Origin of the sequence: Superficieibacter sp. HKU1, assembly GCF_029319185.1 — a bacterium.
In the GTDB taxonomy this organism is placed as follows: domain Bacteria; phylum Pseudomonadota; class Gammaproteobacteria; order Enterobacterales; family Enterobacteriaceae; genus Superficieibacter.
In genome coordinates this window covers 3,295,357-3,313,886 of record NZ_CP119754.1, presented here as the reverse complement: position 1 = coordinate 3,313,886, position 18,530 = coordinate 3,295,357, and the positions used below count along the sequence as shown (strand labels likewise).

General features: G+C 52.9%; 15 protein-coding genes. 13 read left to right on the top strand and 2 right to left on the bottom strand.

The annotated features are described in order from the left end of the window. The 9 genes from P0H77_RS15780 (at nucleotide 1) to der (ending at nucleotide 9,986) form a co-directional block, all read left to right on the top strand. Entirely contained in the window at nucleotides 1-879 is an 879-nt protein-coding gene (locus P0H77_RS15780; protein WP_276158021.1) for a 4Fe-4S binding protein, read from the top strand. A 122-nt stretch (nucleotides 880-1,001) separates the two neighbouring features. After that, nucleotides 1,002-1,433, top strand: a complete 432-nt coding sequence (ndk, locus tag P0H77_RS15775) for a nucleoside-diphosphate kinase (RefSeq protein WP_276158020.1) — start codon at nucleotides 1,002-1,004, stop codon at nucleotides 1,431-1,433. A 152-nt stretch (nucleotides 1,434-1,585) separates the two neighbouring features. Continuing rightward, nucleotides 1,586-2,752, top strand: a complete 1,167-nt coding sequence (locus P0H77_RS15770; protein ID WP_276158018.1) for a bifunctional tRNA (adenosine(37)-C2)-methyltransferase TrmG/ribosomal RNA large subunit methyltransferase RlmN — start codon at nucleotides 1,586-1,588, stop codon at nucleotides 2,750-2,752. A gap of 278 nt (nucleotides 2,753-3,030) precedes the next feature. Next, nucleotides 3,031-4,020 (top strand): cytoskeleton protein RodZ, encoded by a 990-nt coding sequence (gene rodZ, locus P0H77_RS15765; protein ID WP_276158016.1) that lies wholly within the window; start codon nucleotides 3,031-3,033, stop codon nucleotides 4,018-4,020. 26 nt (nucleotides 4,021-4,046) lie between these two features. Beyond that, nucleotides 4,047-5,165 carry a flavodoxin-dependent (E)-4-hydroxy-3-methylbut-2-enyl-diphosphate synthase gene (ispG, locus tag P0H77_RS15760; RefSeq protein WP_276158014.1) on the top strand — a complete coding sequence of 373 codons (1,119 nt, stop codon included), beginning with the start codon at nucleotides 4,047-4,049 and terminating at the stop codon, nucleotides 5,163-5,165. Nucleotides 5,166-5,276: 111 nt separating this feature from the next. Next, the gene (gene hisS / locus P0H77_RS15755) at nucleotides 5,277-6,566 is read left to right on the top strand and encodes a histidine--tRNA ligase (protein ID WP_276158012.1); all 1,290 of its coding nucleotides are present in this window, start codon (nucleotides 5,277-5,279) and stop codon (nucleotides 6,564-6,566) included. Between the two features lie 13 nt (nucleotides 6,567-6,579). Next, nucleotides 6,580-7,200 (top strand): YfgM family protein, encoded by a 621-nt coding sequence (locus tag P0H77_RS15750; protein ID WP_276158010.1) that lies wholly within the window; start codon nucleotides 6,580-6,582, stop codon nucleotides 7,198-7,200. A gap of 10 nt (nucleotides 7,201-7,210) precedes the next feature. After that, nucleotides 7,211-8,389: an outer membrane protein assembly factor BamB gene (gene bamB, locus P0H77_RS15745; RefSeq protein WP_276158008.1), complete on the top strand. Its 1,179-nt coding sequence runs from the start codon at nucleotides 7,211-7,213 to the stop codon at nucleotides 8,387-8,389. Between the two features lie 118 nt (nucleotides 8,390-8,507). Further along, a complete protein-coding gene (gene der / locus P0H77_RS15740; RefSeq protein WP_276158006.1) occupies nucleotides 8,508-9,986 on the top strand; it encodes a ribosome biogenesis GTPase Der in 1,479 nt (492 codons plus the stop codon). Between the two features lie 56 nt (nucleotides 9,987-10,042). Here der and P0H77_RS15735 read toward each other — a convergent pair whose 3' ends face one another. Both P0H77_RS15735 and P0H77_RS15730 read right to left on the bottom strand, forming a co-directional pair. Next, nucleotides 10,043-11,302, bottom strand: coding sequence for an MFS transporter (locus P0H77_RS15735; RefSeq protein WP_276158004.1), 1,260 nt, complete (start codon nucleotides 11,300-11,302; stop codon nucleotides 10,043-10,045). Nucleotides 11,303-11,344: 42 nt separating this feature from the next. Then, entirely contained in the window at nucleotides 11,345-13,468 is a 2,124-nt protein-coding gene (locus P0H77_RS15730; RefSeq protein ID WP_276158002.1) for an alpha-galactosidase, read from the bottom strand. A 383-nt stretch (nucleotides 13,469-13,851) separates the two neighbouring features. On the opposite strand from P0H77_RS15730, the gene melR reads away from it, so the two are divergent. The 4 genes from melR to P0H77_RS15710 all read left to right on the top strand — a co-directional run bounded on the left by melR (nucleotide 13,852) and on the right by P0H77_RS15710 (nucleotide 18,479). Beyond that, nucleotides 13,852-14,775 (top strand): transcriptional regulator MelR, encoded by a 924-nt coding sequence (gene melR, locus P0H77_RS15725; protein WP_276158000.1) that lies wholly within the window; start codon nucleotides 13,852-13,854, stop codon nucleotides 14,773-14,775. 80 nt (nucleotides 14,776-14,855) lie between these two features. Beyond that, the gene (locus P0H77_RS15720) at nucleotides 14,856-15,068 is read left to right on the top strand and encodes a zinc ribbon domain-containing protein (protein ID WP_276157998.1); all 213 of its coding nucleotides are present in this window, start codon (nucleotides 14,856-14,858) and stop codon (nucleotides 15,066-15,068) included. Between the two features lie 192 nt (nucleotides 15,069-15,260). Beyond that, nucleotides 15,261-17,450: an intimin-like inverse autotransporter SinH gene (sinH, locus tag P0H77_RS15715; protein ID WP_276157996.1), complete on the top strand. Its 2,190-nt coding sequence runs from the start codon at nucleotides 15,261-15,263 to the stop codon at nucleotides 17,448-17,450. 57 nt (nucleotides 17,451-17,507) lie between these two features. Next, nucleotides 17,508-18,479, top strand: coding sequence for a SinI family autotransporter-associated protein (locus tag P0H77_RS15710; RefSeq protein ID WP_276157994.1), 972 nt, complete (start codon nucleotides 17,508-17,510; stop codon nucleotides 18,477-18,479). Nucleotides 18,480-18,530: the final 51 nt, after the last annotated feature.

Below are 18,530 nucleotides of genomic sequence, written 5' to 3'. Positions count from 1 at the left end.
GTGCGTATCTTACTGGCACAACCTCAGGAGGTACCGGCGATCGGTGCCTCCTGCACGCATCATCTTCTGCACCGTTCTTCCTGCCGTGCCTGCGTGGATGTCTGCCCCGTTCAGGCGTTGACGTTTGTCGAAGGGAAGGTCACGCTTGTTCACGAACACTGCCTGCACTGTGGGGATTGTCTCTTTGCCTGCCCCCGCGAAGCCATCCACGGTATTGCCGCGCCTTCTCGCCATTATTGCGGGGATGCACTGGTTGCACCGCTGTCTTTTCAGCCAGCGAGCACGGCAGAACTGTTGATATGGCATCGTCTTTATCACCTGCGCGCCGTCGCCTGTGACAGCGATGCGCACCCCGGCTGGGTGCTGGCGGTGGCGCGTCTGAATCTGGTATTACAGCGCTGGCAGGAGCCTCTCTGGCGTCTTCTCCCTCCGGCGGCGACCGGGGTTAACGTGGCAAGGCGGGCACTGTTTCAGGCGCGTGCAGCGTCAGTGCATTGTGCCAGCGTCCCGGCGGGAAAGCGTCTTTTGCGCCAGCTTTATCCGCAGCTTAGTGAGACGATCCCGGTCGTTGATCCTCAACGTTGCCACCTTTGCGGAGCCTGTGCACGTGTTTGCCCGGAAAGCGCGTTACGTCTGACAGAGAATTTTTTTGAGATAGAATCAGTTCGTTGCACCGACTGCAAAAATTGTCAGGCGGTTTGTCCGTCTCAGGCTATTACGCTTGAGGCCGGGCCGCGCAGCGAACCGCTGAGCCAGCACGTACTGTTTACCGTGCAATGCCCGACCTGCCAGCGTGCCTTTGCATCCCGGGAGAGTGAAAACGGCGTGTGCCCGCTTTGCCGGCAGCATCAGCACGGTATGCGCCGTACTTGTTGCTAAAACTCACTTTATTTTAAAAAAATGTTATCTTCATCCATAGGCAACGTTACCGTTGCTCATTATAATTCGCGCTCCTGGATCCCGCGCGATGTGCAACGGCAGAACAACAAACAGAGGTTATCATGGCTATTGAACGTACTTTTTCCATCATCAAACCAAACGCGGTGGCAAAAAACGTTATTGGCAGCATTTTTGCTCGTTTTGAAACAGCAGGTCTGAAAATTGTCGGTACCAAAATGCTGCATCTCAGCGCTGAGAAAGCGGGCGGTTTTTACGCTGAGCATCAGGGCAAACCTTTCTTTGACGGCCTGGTTTCGTTTATGACGTCCGGCCCGATCGTGGTAACCGTGCTGGAAGGTGAAGACGCCGTGCGTCGTCATCGTGAAATTCTTGGTGCTACCAACCCGGCGAACGCGCTGGCGGGTACCCTGCGCGCTGATTACGCTGACAGCCTGACCGAGAACGGCACTCACGGTTCCGACTCCGTCGAGTCCGCTGAACGTGAAATCGCTTACTTCTTCGGCGAAGGCGAAGTGTGCCCGCGCACCCGCTAATCTCCCTCTTTACACTTTATTTCACGAATGTCGCGCGCAGGCGTGGCATCTGTGCAGCATAATTTGTACAATGCAGCGCCCCCGTTTAACGGGGCGTTTCTTTTTCAACCCTCCAGGGGCCATAACGTGTAATAACGAGGCCGGATTAAATTATGTCAGAACTTAATGTCACGCCTGAGATCGCCATCCCGGCGGTTGCCAATAAAGATGGAAAAATTAACCTGCTGGATCTTAACCGTCAGCAGATGCGCGAGTTTTTTAAAGACTTAGGCGAGAAACCCTTCCGCGCCGATCAGGTGATGAAGTGGATGTACCACTATTGCAGCGACAACTTTGATGATATGACGGATATCAACAAGGTTCTGCGCAACAAACTTAAAGACGTCGCGGAAATCCGCGCCCCGGAAGTGGTTGAAGAACAGCGTTCTTCCGACGGCACCATTAAATGGGCGATCGCCGTTGGCGATCAGCGCGTTGAGACGGTTTATATTCCGGAAGACGATCGCGCGACACTGTGCGTCTCCTCACAGGTTGGCTGCGCGTTAGAGTGTAAATTCTGCTCCACCGCGCAGCAGGGTTTTAACCGCAATCTGCGCGTGTCGGAAATTATCGGTCAGGTATGGCGAGCGGCGAAAATTGTCGGCGCGATGAAAGTCACCGGGACGCGTCCTATCACCAACGTGGTAATGATGGGGATGGGCGAGCCGCTGCTTAACCTGACTAACGTAGTACCGGCAATGGAAATTATGCTGGACGACTTTGGTTTTGGTCTTTCTAAACGTCGCGTTACCCTTTCTACCTCAGGCGTGGTGCCTGCGCTGGATAAACTGGGTGATATGATTGACGTTGCGCTGGCCATCTCTCTGCACGCGCCTAACGACCAAATCCGTGACGAAATTGTACCGATTAACAAAAAGTACAATATCGAGACCTTCCTCTCTTCCGTTCGTCGTTACCTGGATAAGTCCAATGCCAATCAGGGACGAGTGACCATTGAGTATGTCATGCTGGATCACGTCAATGATGGTACCGAGCACGCGCATGAATTAGCCGAGCTGCTAAAAGACACGCCGTGTAAGATCAACCTGATCCCATGGAACCCGTTCCCCGGTGCACCGTATGGCCGCAGCTCAAACAGTCGCATTGACCGCTTCTGTAAAGTGCTGATGAGCTATGGTTTTACGACTATTGTGCGTAAAACACGCGGTGATGATATCGACGCCGCCTGCGGACAGCTGGCAGGGGATGTTATTGACCGTACTAAGCGTACAATGCGTAAGCGTATGCAGGGTGAACCGATTGCCGTTAAGGCGGTCTGAACAGCTGAGCACTGCGCGCAAGGTATGACGCGCAGTGCATAAATATGTTGAATGATTGGGAGAAACCCACTCGTGAGGGAAATAATTACGGTGCGTTTTTTCCAGCTTTAAGGCAGTATGTAGCGATACAACAACAGCTTAGCAACACGTGCTCAAGCTGTTCTGTGATAGTTAGCCTGACAGTCATATACTGTCTGTCGTTAACCAGGCAAATTTTTCGCGGTGCGGGCACAGGTCGGCACCAGAATTTTAATTTCACGTACCAGCAGTTGTAGCGAATGAATACTGAAGCCACCCAAGACCAACATGAAGCACAAACCACCGGCGTACGACTACGCAACGCCCGTGAGCAACTCGGACTCAGCCAACAAGCGGTTGCAGAACGCTTATGCCTGAAGGTTTCCACGGTTCGCGATATTGAAGAAGATAAGGCGCCTGCCGATCTGGCTTCAACATTCCTGCGTGGCTACATCCGCTCCTATGCACGTCTGGTGCATATTCCGGAAGAAGAGCTGCTTCCTATGATGGAGAAGCAGGCACCGGTGAGGGCGGCGAAAGTGGCCCCGATGCAGACGTTCGCGCTCGGCAAGCAGCGTAAAAAGCGCAGCGGCTGGATGATGGGCTTTATTACCTGGATTATCTTCTTTGTCGTCCTGAGTTTCACGGGGCTGTGGTGGTGGCAAAACCATAAAGCGCAGCAGGAAGAAATCAATACGATGGAAGCGCAGTCTTCCGCTGAACTGAATGCCAGCGACACACACGATCAAAGCGTCCCGCTGGATACCGGCACGCCGCCAGATTCCGAACAAAGCAACGCCGTTCCGTTAACTACTACTCCTGACACAGCGTCTGCGCCGCAAACGACGCCTGCGCCGACAGACTCCACAACGCCTGCAACCAATGCGCAGGCTAATGCGGTCGTTGCGCCCTCCCGGACGAATGTAGATACGGCTCCCGCCGCCGCGCCGCTGCCCACCGATCAGGCTGGCGTAACGGCTCCGGCGGACGCCAACGCGCTGATCATGGATTTCAACGCCGAATGCTGGCTGGAAGTGGCCGATGCGACCGGCAAGAAAATTTACAGCGGCACCCAGCGTAGCGGCGGCCATTTAAACCTTAACGGTCAACTGCCCTATAAGCTTAAAATCGGTGCGCCGGCTGCGGTTCAGATCCAGTTCCAGGGAAAACCGGTCGATTTGAGCCGCTTTGTACGATCTAATCAGGTTGCGCGTCTGACTCTCAATGCCGACCAGGCAGCAGCACAGTAACAGACGGGCACCGCAGGAGAGTTTTCATGCATAACCAGGCCCCTATTCAACGCAGGAAATCGAAACGGATTTATGTGGGCAATGTGCCAATCGGCGATGGTGCACCCATCGCTGTACAATCAATGACCAACACCCGCACGACGGATGTTGAGGCCACGGTTAACCAAATCAGAGCGCTGGAGCGCGTGGGGGCCGACATCGTTCGCGTCTCCGTGCCGACCATGGATGCCGCCGAAGCCTTCAAACAGATTAAACAACAGGTCAACGTCCCGCTGGTAGCGGATATTCACTTTGACTACCGTATTGCGCTGAAAGTGGCGGAATACGGCGTCGATTGTCTGCGTATCAACCCAGGCAATATCGGTAACGAGGAGCGTATTCGTACCGTTGTCGATTGCGCCCGCGATAAAAACATCCCGATCCGCATCGGCGTTAACGCCGGTTCGCTGGAAAAAGATCTGCAGGAAAAGTACGGTGAGCCGACGCCGCAGGCGCTGCTCGAATCCGCGATGCGCCATGTGGATCATCTTGATCGCCTCAACTTCGATCAATTCAAAGTCAGCGTAAAAGCCTCCGACGTTTTCCTTGCCGTGGAATCCTATCGCCTGCTGGCGAAGCAAATCGATCAGCCGCTGCATTTGGGGATCACCGAAGCGGGCGGCGCACGTAGCGGGGCGGTGAAATCGGCCATAGGGCTCGGCCTGCTGCTTTCTGAAGGAATTGGCGACACCCTGCGCGTTTCGCTGGCAGCCGATCCGGTGGAAGAGATCAAAGTGGGCTTTGATATCCTGAAATCACTGCGCATTCGTGCTCGGGGGATCAACTTCATTGCCTGCCCGACCTGTTCACGTCAGGAATTCGATGTAATCGGCACGGTCAATGCGCTGGAGCAGCGGCTGGAAGATATCATTACGCCGATGGATGTTTCGATCATCGGCTGCGTTGTGAATGGTCCTGGCGAAGCGCTGGTTTCCACGCTTGGCGTCACCGGCGGCAATAAAAAAAGCGGGCTGTATGAAGATGGTGTGCGTAAAGACCGTCTTGATAACGACGATATGATCGGCCAGCTTGAAGCGCGCATCCGGGCAAAGGCCAACGTCCTTGACCAGGCCCGCAGGATTGACGTGCAGCAACTTGAAAAATAACGTGATGGGAAGCGCGTAGCTTCCCGTGTATGATTGGACCCATATTGCTGCTCCCGCATCGTTCGGAGAAGCGCTTTGGGTTCATATTTATATTCAGAATAGAGAATAAACGTGTCAAAGAAAATTCAGTCTGTACGCGGTATGAATGATTATTTGCCGGAAGATACCGCAGTATGGCAACGTGTTGAAAAGATCATCAAGGGCGTCGTTGAATCCTATGGATATCGTGAAATTCGTACGCCTGTCCTTGAGCAAACGCATCTGTTTAAACGCGCTATTGGTGAAGTCACCGATGTCGTTGAAAAAGAGATGTACACTTTCAACGATCGTGAGCGCGATGCAGAAGAAGTCACCTCGTTAACCATGCGACCTGAAGGCACAGCGGGTTGCGTTCGCGCCGGTATTGAACATGGACTGCTGCACAATCAGGAACAGCGTCTGTGGTATATCGGTCCGATGTTCCGTCATGAGCGCCCGCAAAAAGGTCGCTACCGCCAGTTTCATCAGATGGGGCTGGAGGTCTTTGGCCTGCAGGGACCGGATATTGACGCTGAGCTGATCATGCTCACCGCCCGCTGGTGGCGTGAACTGGGTATCGCTGAACACGTAACGCTTGAACTGAATTCGATTGGCTCCCTTGAAGCCCGCGCAAATTATCGTGAAGCATTGGTCGCGTTCCTTGAACAGCACAAAGATAAGCTTGACGAAGACTGTAAACGTCGCATGTACACCAATCCGCTGCGCGTGCTGGATTCCAAAAATCAGCAGGTGCAGGCGTTGCTGAACGATGCCCCTGAACTGGCTGATTACCTTGATGATGCGTCTCGCGAGCATTTTTCAGGCTTGTGTAAACTGCTTGAAGTTGTCGGCATTCCTTATACTATCAATCAGCGTTTGGTGCGTGGTCTTGACTACTACAACCGTACCGTTTTTGAATGGGTCACCAACAGCCTTGGCGCACAGGGCACGGTGTGTGCAGGCGGGCGTTACGACGGTCTGGTTGAACAGTTAGGTGGTCGCGCAACGCCGGCGGTAGGTTTTGCAATGGGTCTGGAACGCCTCGTTTTACTCGTTCAGGCGGTTAATCCGGAATTTACTGCCGATCCTGTTGTCGATATATACCTGGTGGCTTCAGGCGCAGAAACGCAGCCTGCAGCATTGAACCTCGCTGAACGTCTGCGTAACGAGCTTGCTGGCGTGAAGCTGATGACAAACCACGGTGGCGGCAACTTTAAGAAACAGTTTGCCCGTGCTGATAAATGGGGTGCCCGCGTTGCACTGGTATTGGGTGAATCTGAAGTTGCAAACCATACCGTTGTAGTGAAGGATTTGCGCTCTGGTGAGCAAACGGCAGTCGTGCAGGATAGTGTTGCCGCGCATTTGCGCACTTTACTGGGCTAAGGAGTAAGACGGCGTGGAAATGTACGAGAACGAAAACGATCAGGTTGAGGCGCTTAAACGCTTCTTCGCTGAAAACGGCAAAGCGCTGGCCGTTGGGGTGATTTTAGGTATCGGCGCGCTGGTAGGCTGGCGTTACTGGACGGGTCATCAGGTTGAGGCGTCAAGAACCTCGTCACTCAACTATGACAATACCGTTTCCGCGCTGCGGGCTGATAAACCAGAAACATTGGCTGCTGCTGAGAAATTCGCGGCGGAAAATAAGAACGTCTACGGGGCCTTTGCCTCCCTTGAACTGGCCCAGCAGTACGTTGACAAGAACGAACTGGATAAAGCCGGTAAACAGCTACAGCAGGGGCTGGCTGACGCATCGGATGAAAACCTGAAGTCCGTAATTAACATGCGCCTTGCCCGCGTGCAGCTTCAGCAAAAGCAGGCTGATGCGGCGCTGAAAACGCTGGAAAATATCAAAGGTGAAGGCTGGACGGCTATCGTCGCTGATTTGCGTGGTGAAATATTGCTGAGCAAAGGTGATAAAAAGGGCGCACACGCTGCATGGGAAGCGGGTGTTAAAAGCGACTCTTCACCTGCGCTGAGTGAAATGATGCGCATGAAAATGAATAATTTGTCCATCTGAGAGGGACCCGATGCAATTGCGTAAATTACTTCTGCCTGGCGTGCTTTCTGTCGCGTTATTAAGTGGTTGTTCACTGTTTAACGGCGAAGAAGACGTGGTCAAAATGTCTCCACTGCCGCAGGTTGAAAACCAGTTCACGCCGAATACGGCATGGGATACCTCCGTCGGTAGCGGAATCGGTGAGTTTTATTCGAATCTTCATCCGGCATTTGCTGATGGTGTGGTGTACGCAGCCGATCGTCGCGGAACCGTTAAAGCGGTTAATGTTGAGGACGGTAAAGAAGTCTGGACCGTTAATCTGGCAGAGAAAAAGGGCTGGATGTCTTCATCTCCGGCATTACTCTCTGGTGGTGTAACGGTTGACGGTGGGCATGTCTACGTTGGTAGTGAAAAAGCGCAGGTTTATGCGCTGAATACCAGCGATGGCGGTGTGGCATGGCAAACGCAGGTTGCAGGCGAAGCGCTCTCCCGTCCGGTGGTTAGCGATGGCATGGTATTAATCCATACCAGCAACGGTCAGCTTCAGGCGTTAGATCAGGCCAGCGGTGCCATTAAATGGACCGTTAACCTTGATATGCCAGCGTTGTCTCTGCGTGGTGAATCCGCGCCGGTGACCGCTTTTGGTGCGGCAATTGTGGGTGGCGATAACGGTCGCGTTAGCGCAGTGCTGATGCAGCAAGGCCAGATGATTTGGCAGCAGCGTATTTCCCAGGCAACCGGTCCGACCGAAATCGACCGTCTGAGCGACGTTGATACCACGCCAGTGGTTGTGGATGGCGTCATTTACGCGCTGGCTTATAACGGTAACCTGACCGCACTGGATCTACGTAGCGGCCAGATTATGTGGAAACGTGAGCTGGGCTCGGTCAATGATTTCATCGTTGACGGTGGCCATATCTACATCGTTGATCAGAACGATCGACTGCTGGCGCTGACGACGGATGGCGGAGTGACCCAGTGGACGCAGAGCGATCTGCTGCATCGTAACCTGACCGCTCCGGCACTTTATAACGGCTCCATCGTGGTTGGCGATAGCGAAGGCTATCTGCACTGGATTAATCCTGATGATGGTCATTTTGTTGCTCAGCAAAAGCTGGACGGTTCAGGCTTCCTGACCGAGCCTGTCGTTGCAGATGGCAAACTGCTGATCCAGGCGAAAGACGGTACGCTGTACGCCATTACGCGTTAACGCCGCGCGTAATCTAACGAAATTAACGGCTCCTGAAGTACAGGAGCCGTTTGTTGTTTATAGAAATAGCGAATTTAGCGCTATTTTTAAATGAATTTGAGTAAAAGAGGCTTTAAACATGATACCTGTGGTCGCGCTTGTCGGACGCCCTAACGTCGGAAAATCCACGCTATTTAACCGTCTGACGCGCACTCGTGATGCGCTGGTGGCGGATTTTCCCGGCCTGACGCGCGACCGTAAGTACGGTCGTGCCGAGGTGGAAGGTCGGGAATTTATCTGCATCGATACCGGCGGTATTGACGGCACGGAAGAGGGTGTTGAAACCCGTATGGCCGAGCAGTCGCTGCTGGCAATTGAAGAAGCAGATGTCGTGCTGTTTATGGTCGATGCCCGCGCCGGGCTGATGCCTGCGGACGAAGGCATTGCGAAGCATTTGCGCTCGCGCCAAAAACCGACGTTCCTCGTCGCTAACAAAACCGATGGCATCGACCCGGATCAGGCCGTTGCAGACTTCTGGTCGCTGGGGTTAGGCGACATTCATCCTATCGCCGCCTCGCACGGTCGCGGTGTAGTCAGCCTGCTTGAGCACGTCCTGCTGCCATTTGTTGACGATGTAAATCCGCCAGAAGAGGTGGATGAAGAAGCCGAATACTGGAAGCAGTTTGAAGCTGAACAGAACGGTACCGAGGTTGAAGAAGAAGAGGACGACTTTAATCCGCAGGATCTGCCGATTAAAATTGCCATTGTCGGCCGTCCGAACGTGGGTAAGTCTACGCTTACTAACCGTATCCTCGGTGAGGAGCGCGTGGTGGTCTATGATATGCCGGGTACCACCCGCGACAGTATTTATATCCCGATGGAGCGCGATGAACGTGAATATGTGCTCATCGACACAGCGGGGGTGCGTAAGCGCGGGAAAATTACCGATACGGTTGAAAAATTCTCGGTGATTAAAACCCTGCAGGCCATTGAAGATGCCAACGTTTGTCTGCTGGTGATTGATGCCCGCGAAGGCATCTCCGATCAGGATCTGTCGCTGTTAGGCTTTATTCTTAATAGCGGGCGCTCGCTGGTCATTGTGGTCAACAAGTGGGACGGCCTGAGCCAGGAAATCAGAGAGCAGGTGAAAGAGACGCTGGACTACCGTCTGGGCTTTATCGACTTCGCACGGGTGCATTTTATTTCTGCCCTACACGGTAGCGGCGTGGGTAACCTGTTTGAGTCCATTCGTGAAGCCTATGACAGCTCAACGCGTCGTGTTGGTACGGCAATGTTAACGCGCATTATGACAATGGCGTCTGAAGATCATCAGCCACCGCTGGTACGCGGGCGTCGCGTGAAGCTAAAATATGCGCACGCCGGGGGGTACAACCCGCCGATAGTGGTGATCCACGGTAACCAGGTGAAAGATCTGCCGGATTCTTACAAGCGTTATTTGATGAATTACTTCCGCAAATCGCTGGATGTGATGGGTACGCCAATCCGTATTCAGTTTAAGGAAGGCGAGAACCCGTTTGCCAACAAACGGAATACGCTGACGCCGAATCAGCTACGCAAGCGTAAGCGTCTGATTAAGCATATCAGGAAAGGTAAGTAATCACTTCAGCAGCGGGCCGGGAAACCAGCCCGCTTGCGGCAACCGCAGAGCCTGGATTATACGCGTATTTCTGCCTTAGCTTCTGCCTTTTCAGTTTTACATTTTGTGAGCGTAAATGCTGAAATGACCGTAAACGTGAGCGCAATGCAGCCGAATATCATATAGGTATGCTGGAAGCCAATCTTGTCATACATACTGCCTGCAAAAGAGGACATAAATATTGACGCCACTTTCGAGGCAACCTGATTACCGACCAGATAAATGGTCGCTGACAATAACGGATTGAATACGCCGGTAATATACTTAAATATGCCAATAAGAATAAACGGCACTTCTAATGCGTGAAGCATTTTTAAAATAATAACTTCTATTTCGTTGGTTGCCAGAGACGAACCAATCATACGCGTTGTCATGACCAGTCCGGCCAGTAGCAATGTATTTTTTGCCCCAATACGGTTAATAATCCACGGTGAACAGAACATCACAATGGCGTTGCACACTTCCCCGGCAGTGGTGACAAAACCAAAAGCCCGATTACCTTGTGCTGGCGTGGCAAAAAAAGATTTAAAGAAGGTGGCAAACTGCTGGTCGTAGGTATCATAGATGCAGGATACGCCAATCACATACAGCATGAGCATCCACAACTTACGGTCGCAGAACAGACGTCCTACCGTTTTCAAATCAACGGCTGGACGGGTTATAGTAACATCCACTGACGCCATCTGCTGTGCTTGTGGCTTCGCTATCCAGACCAGTACTAATAATACGACCGCCGCCGCTGATCCCATCCAGAACACATAATCAGGGTTAATGCCGAACAAAAAGCCTGCGGTGGTTGCGCATAACCCCCAGCCCAGACAGCCGAAAGTCCGTGCTCTGCCATATTCGAACCCGGTATGGCGACTGACTCGCTCAATATAAGCTTCCATCGCGCCGGCGCCCGCCGAAAAAACAAAACCAATATAGAGGCCAGCGCTTAATGCGCCTAACCAGATATTGACCTTTAATAACGGGGCAAAGACGTAGAGAAAAAAAGGCGCAATAAAGACCAGGGCGATGGCGACGATCCACATCAGATTTTTTTTCAGCCCCAGTTTGTCGGAAATAAAACCCAATGCTGGCTGGAAGCAAATACCGGCCAGCGACAGGCTGGAAAAAACGATGCCGGTATCTGTCTTACTTAATCCAATCTCATCGGATAGCCAGATCGGAAGAAACGGAAAACAGGTCGCCATAATAAAAAAGTAAATAAAGAAGAAGAAACCAAAAATCCAAAAATTGGGATTCCGCATATAATGACTGTTCGCAATGCTCATTGTGATTCTCCCTGCAGGGCCGCGCAATGCGGCCAATAGTAATTACAAACGCTGTAAACCAATCAAAATGGCGCTTTCGGGATCAAGTATGGGGAGGACGATCCCGGCTTTTTGTAACCATTCTCCGCTGGCCGTCTGCGGCGTGTGCGTCCACTCCGGCAGCGTGTGCATGGTATGGCCGCCTTTACCGATCAACGGCAGGCTGGAGGGGTCCAGCATGGTGATTTGATAACGCGCATTGATATCCAGACCGGAGAAACGCAGCGGCGACGTGAGCGCGTAGTCCGGCATCGCCAGTTGACTCACCAGGAACAATCCCTTTTGCCTGTCGTCGCTTACCACACCCTGTACCATCGTGGTGGCATCCGGCATATCCACACGCCAGTAGACACCGTGATGAATTAACGCGCGCCACTGTTTATATAAAAGGGCATATTTGCGGTAGCCTTCACGCTCCTGCTCGCTGACGGCGACGGGATCTAACTCCAGTCCCATATGACCGAATAGTGCAGTTAACCCGCGGAAGGCGATCGTATGCTGGCGGCCCGTCGCATGACAGCAATGGCTGCCGATGTGCGCTCCCGTGATTTCCGGCGGGAAAAAATAACTCATCCCGCGCTGGATGGTGTTGCGTTCAAGCGCATCGTTGTTATCTGACGCCCAGAAGCGGTGGCTGCGTTTCAGCACTTCATAATCTATGCGCCCGCCGCCCGACGCGCAGGCTTCAAATTCGACATGCGGGAAACGTTCGATAAGCGTATCCACCAGCCGGTAGAACAGGTGGGTTTGGGCATTCGCGGCCGCTTTACCTTTATGCCCCGGTTGCACCAGCACGCGATTCATATCCCACTTCACATAATCGACAGGATGCTCGCCGAGTAACCAGCTCATTCGCTCCAGTAAATAATCAAAGACCTGTGGAATACTCAGATTCAGGGCATACTGATGGCGTCCGGTGAGCGTCGTATAGCCCGGTAGCGATAAAACCCAGTCAGGGTGAGCGCGGTATAAATCTGAATCCGGGTTAACCATTTCCGGTTCCACCCAAATACCAAACTCCATACCTAACGATTTAACATGCCGGATAAGCGGCATCAGGCCGTCAGGATATTTTTTCTTATCGACATACCAGTCGCCCAGCGCCGCCCGGTCGTCGTTACGTCCTTTAAACCAGCCGTCATCGACCACAAAGCGCTCCACGCCGAGCGCGGCGGCTTCCTCTGCCATCCGCATAATGTAGTGCGGATTGTGGTCAAAATAGATCCCTTCCCAGGTGTTGAGGTGTAAAGGCCGTGGTTTATTCCCCGGGAAAGGAACGATCTTTTCACGCAGGTAGCGGTGAAATTGCTGACTCATTCCATTCAGCCCCTGCGCTGAATAACTGGCAAAAAGCTGGGGCGTCCACAGAATATCGCCTTCGGAAAGTGCCATTTCACCCGGCAAATAGAGTGCTTCGGCCTGTAAATAACGCCGACCGTCGGTTTTTACGCCGGCGCGCAGGCGATGATTACTGCTCCAGGCCAGATGGACGCCCCAGACTTCACCGTGCATTTCGCTAAACGCCGGGCTGCCGGTAATGAGGGCGGGGAAATGTTCGTGAGAGGTGCGGCCGCGCCGGTTTTCCAGGACAAAACTGTCATGTTCAAGCATGAGTCGATGCGGCTGGAATTCATGGATCCAGCGGCCATGAAATGCCATCACCTCTTTGGCGCGCTCGGCAACCGGCAAGGTTACGGCCAGCCGATCCACCTGCCAGGGTTCCGGGCGCAGGTTAATTAATCCGTGACGAACACTAAGTACGCCACTGGCGTCCAGTTCCATTTCGCTGTACAGGCGTAACCCCGCCTGGCGGTCCTCACTGGTAATGGTTAATTTTTGTTCGCGCTGTATCACCTCTGTGGTCGTGAATAAGGGCGAACCATCCAGCCCCTGACGATGCCCTTCAATCCCCGGAGAGCCAAAAAGCCCATTGCTGACTTCAGCCATTAAGGTGAGGGGAGCATCCACATCAAGACCGCTATTCGGTAGCGGACGATCAAACATTCCTGCATCCTCAGGGCAGAAATGGTGAATGTGCGGACCCCAGTAGATAATTTCAGCGAATGGATGCGTTCTGACAATGACATCTGTCGTCGCGCTTTCTAAACGTAATATTGAAACAGGCATAAGACTCCTCCGGTGTATAACGCCTGAACATTTCCCCTGAGCATCCTCCGTTTTGCTGCGACGCAATGCTTAAAAAGGGGATCTGGTTCGTCTTCGGTACTGAAATAACGTGAACGCAGGATGCATGGTCCGGCGTGCAGAGTGTCAGAACCGGCAGGGCAAGGGTGTCACCGGCGGGCGGGAAAAGCTTCCGGCTTCGCCGGCAAGCCTTCCCGAAAACTCAGATTGCGCAGCAGGACGCAAATGATCTGAATTTATGGGAATAAATAGCGATAAAAGCGCAGTAATTAGCCTAAAAATGGCGTTATGCTGCACAACAGAGGTTCGTTTCGATCTACAGCAAGGTTGCCAGGCGCTCTGATATTTCAGGATAAGGAACCACAATGGATATGCAGCCCGTTCTCTTCGACCCGTATATGTGTGATAAAGACGATAAAAAAAATCGTAGCCCGTTGGCGCTCTATGCTGAGCATCAACTTATGGATATTGAGCTACGCCCGCCGACCGCGATGCCTGTTAGCCACTGGCACGGACAAATTGAGATCAATGTTCCTTTTGATGACGATGTGGAATACCTGATTAACAATGAAGTCGTTTCAATAAAGCAAGGGCATATCACCTTATTCTGGGCGTGTACGCCGCATCAGCTCATTCGTCCCGGCAACTGCCGGAATATGGCGATTTTTAATCTGCCGATGCACCTGTTTCTTTCCTGGCCGCTTGACAGGGAATTAATTAACCACGTCACGCACGGGATGATGATCACATCGAAGATCCCGCAGCAGCTTAGCACTTTTGAGATCCAGCGCTGGCGGCAAGAAGTTAATTGTCAGGATGAACAGATCCAGCAAGTCGCCATCGATGAAATTGGCCTGATGTTAAAACGCTTTAGTCTTTCAGGCTGGCAGCCGGTTTTGATCAACAAAACCTCGCCGACCCACAAAAATAGTATTTCTCGCCACGCCCAATTTTATGTAAGCCAGATGCTGGCTTTTATTGCCAATAATTATGACCGGGCGCTCACCACTAACGATGTCGCCGAGCACGTTAAGCTGAATTCCCACTACGCAATGGGACTCTTCCAGCGCGTTATGCAGCTTACCATAAAGCAGTACATTACCATCATGCGCATTAATCACGTTCGGGCGCTGTTGTGCGATACCGATAAAACAATCCTGGACGTGGCATTTACCGCGGGGTTTTGTTCCAGCAGCCGCTTTTACAGCATTTTCAATAAGTATACCGGCATGTCGCCGCAACAATATCGTAAGCTAAGCCAACAGCGGCGGCAAAACGTCGGCGCCTGACTTAACACGCCGTTTGTTGCCAGGGCGGTCGGCAAATTGTGTTATGCTTTCCTGTAAAGAAACGGTTAACCGGAGAGACTATGCCACTCAACTGCCCAGCCTGCCATCACCCGCTTGAACAAAACGGCGCTCAGGCGCACTGCGCGTCCTGCCATCAGGATTTCACGCTGACGCCGCTATGCCCGGAATGCCGTCAGCCGCTGGAAGTGCTTAAAGCCTGTGGCGCGGTGGATTATTTCTGCCAGAACGGTCATGGATTAATATCAAAAAAACGCGTTGAATTTGTTATTTAATAATTTATTTGATGAATGAATTATTAAATTGTATGTAAATTATATATTTTTAAATTCTTATTAAAAGGTCCGTTAATAATCGTTGCCATATTATTTATTCAGGCAGCTTTTTAGGAGTTTATTTAGGTCTTTTTCCGTACTGGCGCTGTAAACTAATAACTATTGTTATTAAGAATATATTAAAAAGGATTTTTGATGCGGTTGTTGCGGCGCTTAATTACAATATTAATTGCTGGAGGGGCTATGGTTGCCTCCGGTGTTGCCGTAGCCGAAGAAAAAAATCCTGAAAATAACGCATTACCCGATCTCGGCAGCGCTGCGGCGCAAAAAGAAGAGCAGGAAAACAAAGGTAAATCCTTTAAAGAACAAACCCGCGACTACCTCGCCAATTCCGCGACGCAGGGATTTGAAAATCTGACCCCGGAAGCGCTGGAATCCCAGGCGCGCAGCTATCTGCAAAATCAAGTGACCTCCTCCACGCAGTCCTATATTGAGGGGCTAATGTCGCCCTACGGGAAAGTGCGCAGCAATTTATCGGTAGGAGAGGGCGGCGATCTCGAAGGCAGTTCGCTGGACTATTTCGTTCCCTGGTATGACAACCAAAGCACGCTGCTGTTTAGCCAGTTTTCCGTTCAGCGCAAGGAAGATCGCACCATTGGTAACGTGGGCATTGGCGTGCGGCAAAACGTCAGCGACTGGCTGCTCGGCGGCAACGTCTTCTACGATTACGATTTCACCCGCGGCCATCGCCGCCTGGGTATTGGCGCCGAAGCCTGGATCGATTTTCTCCGTTTCTCCGGCAACTACTATCATCCGCTTTCCGACTGGAAAGACTCCGACGATTTCGACTTCTATGAAGAACGTCCGGCGCGCGGCTGGGACGTGCGCGCCGAGACGTGGCTGCCGTTTTATCCGCAGCTTGGCGCGAAGCTGGTGTTTGAGCAGTATTACGGCGACGAGGTGGCGCTGTTCGGCAAGGACAACCTGCAAAAAGACCCTCATGCGGTGACGCTGGGGCTGAACTATACGCCGGTGCCGCTCCTGACCGTCGGCACGGATTACAAAGCCGGCACCGGCGACAGCAATGATTTCAGCGTAAACGCGACCGTTAATTACCAGATGGGAACCCCGCTGGCGGCGCAACTCGACCCGGAAAACGTCAAAATCCAGCGCTCGCTGATGGGCGCGCGTACCGATTTTGTCGATCGCAATAACTTCATCATCCTCGAATACCGCGAAAAAGATCCGCTCGACGTCACGCTGTGGCTGAAAGCCTCGGAAGCCAACGTGCATCCAGAGTGCGTGGTGAAGGACACGCCGGAAGAGGGCATCGGCCTTGAGAAGTGTCAGTGGACGATTAACGCCCTTATCAACCACCACTACAAAATCGTCACCGCCTCCTGGCAGGCGAAAAATAACGCCAACCGCACGCTGGTGATGCCGGTGGTGAAGGCCAATACGTTAACCGAAGGCAACAACAACCGCTGGAACCTGGTGCTGCCCGCGTGGGTCAACGCCAGCACCGAAGCGGAGCGCGAGGCGCTGAATAGCTGGAAAGTCCGCATCACGCTGGAAGATGAAGAAGGCCATAAAGAGACCTCCGGCGTGGTCGCGATTACCGTTCGCCAGGGGCGCAAAATTGAACTGGTTGTCGACAATATCGCCGACCCCGACCGCACCGATCATAGCCATGAAGCCAGCGCGCAGGCTGACGGCGTAGACGGCGTGGTGATGGATGTCCTGCTCACCGACGCCTTTGGCGACAGCACCGACCGCAACGGCAACGAACTGGTGGACGACGCCATGACGCCGGAGCTGTACGACAACAACGATAAAAAAGTCACCCTGACCGATAAGCCCTGCTCAACGGAAACCCCCTGCGTGTTTATCGCCAAACGCGACAAAGAAGCGGGTACGGTCACGCTCTCCAGTACGCTGCCGGGGACCTTCCGCTGGAAGGCGAAGGAAGATGCGTATGGCGACAGTAACTTCGTCGATGTCACCTTCCTGGGCGAAAACATCGAGAATCTCAACGCGCTGATTTATCAAACCAGCGCCAGCAATCCGCTGAACCTGATTGATAAAGAAGATAAGCACGTGCCGCTTGATAACACCTATCGCTTCGTTTTATGGCGTGACAAAAACCAGGACGGCGTATTCCAGATGTCGGAACAGCTTAGCGAAGACGAAATGGCGCAGTACGAATATGCGTGGGAATTTACCGGCCAGAGCAGCAACGGCCACACCGGGGCGCAGGCCAATACCACCAATGAGAATTTAGTTCTTCCTGCCACCAACCGCGATGCGGCGCAGAAGTTTGCCGCCAGCGAAGAGGATGGCGTGCAGGGTTATGGGTTACGTGTGAATTACCGTAAAAAATAGTGTCGGCGTAAGGCTGACCTGAGCCAGCCGCTGAATGGGAAGAAAAGGAGAATTTTTATGCAATCAACATTGACACGACGGCTGACGAAGGTCGCGCTGGCGCTGGTCCTCGCCGGGTATTGTACCGTACCGGCGGCGATGGCCGACGAAACGCGCGGCAACCTGAAAGAGGGTCAGTGGCAGGTAAGCGGTACTACCGGCACCATTCAGGGTACTGTACCGTGGATTAACCGCCTGCCTGCCTCCACAACGGAAGCGGATAAAAACCATGTGACGGTGACAATCGACCGTTCCGGGCGTCCAGGCGGTTCCACCGTGACAACCGATGGCGACAAACAGTTGCATATCGGCGATAAGCTGACCGTAACCTGGGGAGTGGGCGATGAGCAGGGCGACGTCGATGCGACTAACGAGACGAAAAAAACCATTCAATGGATGAGCTATACCGATCAGGACGGCAACGGCGAAACCGAAATTGGTACTAAAGGCAGCGAGACCTACACCATTAAGGCCGCCGATGCGGACAAATATATCGGTCTGAAAATCACGGCGACTACGACCACCGGCGATCCGCGCGTGGCCGAGGAAATTATCCTCAAAGACCTCTCGACCGATGCGGGCGGCGGCTCCGACAGCGATGATATTCCGGAAGGTCCGGTTGTTGACGATAACGTTAATGTGATCATCGTCGATATGGCCGATCAGTCGGTTAACCTGCTCAAAAAACCGGACGCCAAACTGCACACCGGTCACAGCTACAAAGTGGTGCTGTGGAAAGATACTAACGATAACGACACCTACGACACCGGCGTGGATACCAACGTTACCAACAATTACGACTACCAGTGGGTCTTCACCGGCCACAGCGCAACCGACACCACTGCGCCAGCCGGCCCGGTCGACTCCAGCGTACAAAACCAGGATCTGCAGATACCGGAAACCAACGCCGAGGCAAGCTCTGTCCTCCCCGGCGCGGGTGCGGATGGCGTTCAGGGCTACGGTCTGTCCGTCAAATACAAACGCAAATAATTTTTACCTTACGCCATTCCCTGCGGGGAATGGCGCTTTCGCATTCTTTGC

Excerpts from the sequence above, each read along its gene's own strand:
- P0H77_RS15720 (WP_276157998.1), top strand. The coding sequence starts at position 14,856 with ATGCCACTCAACTGCCCAGCCTGCCATCACCCGCTTGAACAAAACGGC.
- P0H77_RS15730 (WP_276158002.1), bottom strand. The coding sequence starts at position 13,468 with ATGCCTGTTTCAATATTACGTTTAGAAAGCGCGACGACAGATGTCATT.
- P0H77_RS15770 (WP_276158018.1), top strand. The coding sequence starts at position 1,586 with ATGTCAGAACTTAATGTCACGCCTGAGATCGCCATCCCGGCGGTTGCC.
- der (WP_276158006.1), top strand. The coding sequence starts at position 8,508 with ATGATACCTGTGGTCGCGCTTGTCGGACGCCCTAACGTCGGAAAATCC.
- bamB (WP_276158008.1), top strand. The coding sequence starts at position 7,211 with ATGCAATTGCGTAAATTACTTCTGCCTGGCGTGCTTTCTGTCGCGTTA.
- P0H77_RS15710 (WP_276157994.1), top strand. The coding sequence starts at position 17,508 with ATGCAATCAACATTGACACGACGGCTGACGAAGGTCGCGCTGGCGCTG.
- ispG (WP_276158014.1), top strand. The coding sequence starts at position 4,047 with ATGCATAACCAGGCCCCTATTCAACGCAGGAAATCGAAACGGATTTAT.
- melR (WP_276158000.1), top strand. The coding sequence starts at position 13,852 with ATGGATATGCAGCCCGTTCTCTTCGACCCGTATATGTGTGATAAAGAC.
- rodZ (WP_276158016.1), top strand. The coding sequence starts at position 3,031 with ATGAATACTGAAGCCACCCAAGACCAACATGAAGCACAAACCACCGGC.
- ndk (WP_276158020.1), top strand. The coding sequence starts at position 1,002 with ATGGCTATTGAACGTACTTTTTCCATCATCAAACCAAACGCGGTGGCA.
- P0H77_RS15735 (WP_276158004.1), bottom strand. The coding sequence starts at position 11,302 with ATGAGCATTGCGAACAGTCATTATATGCGGAATCCCAATTTTTGGATT.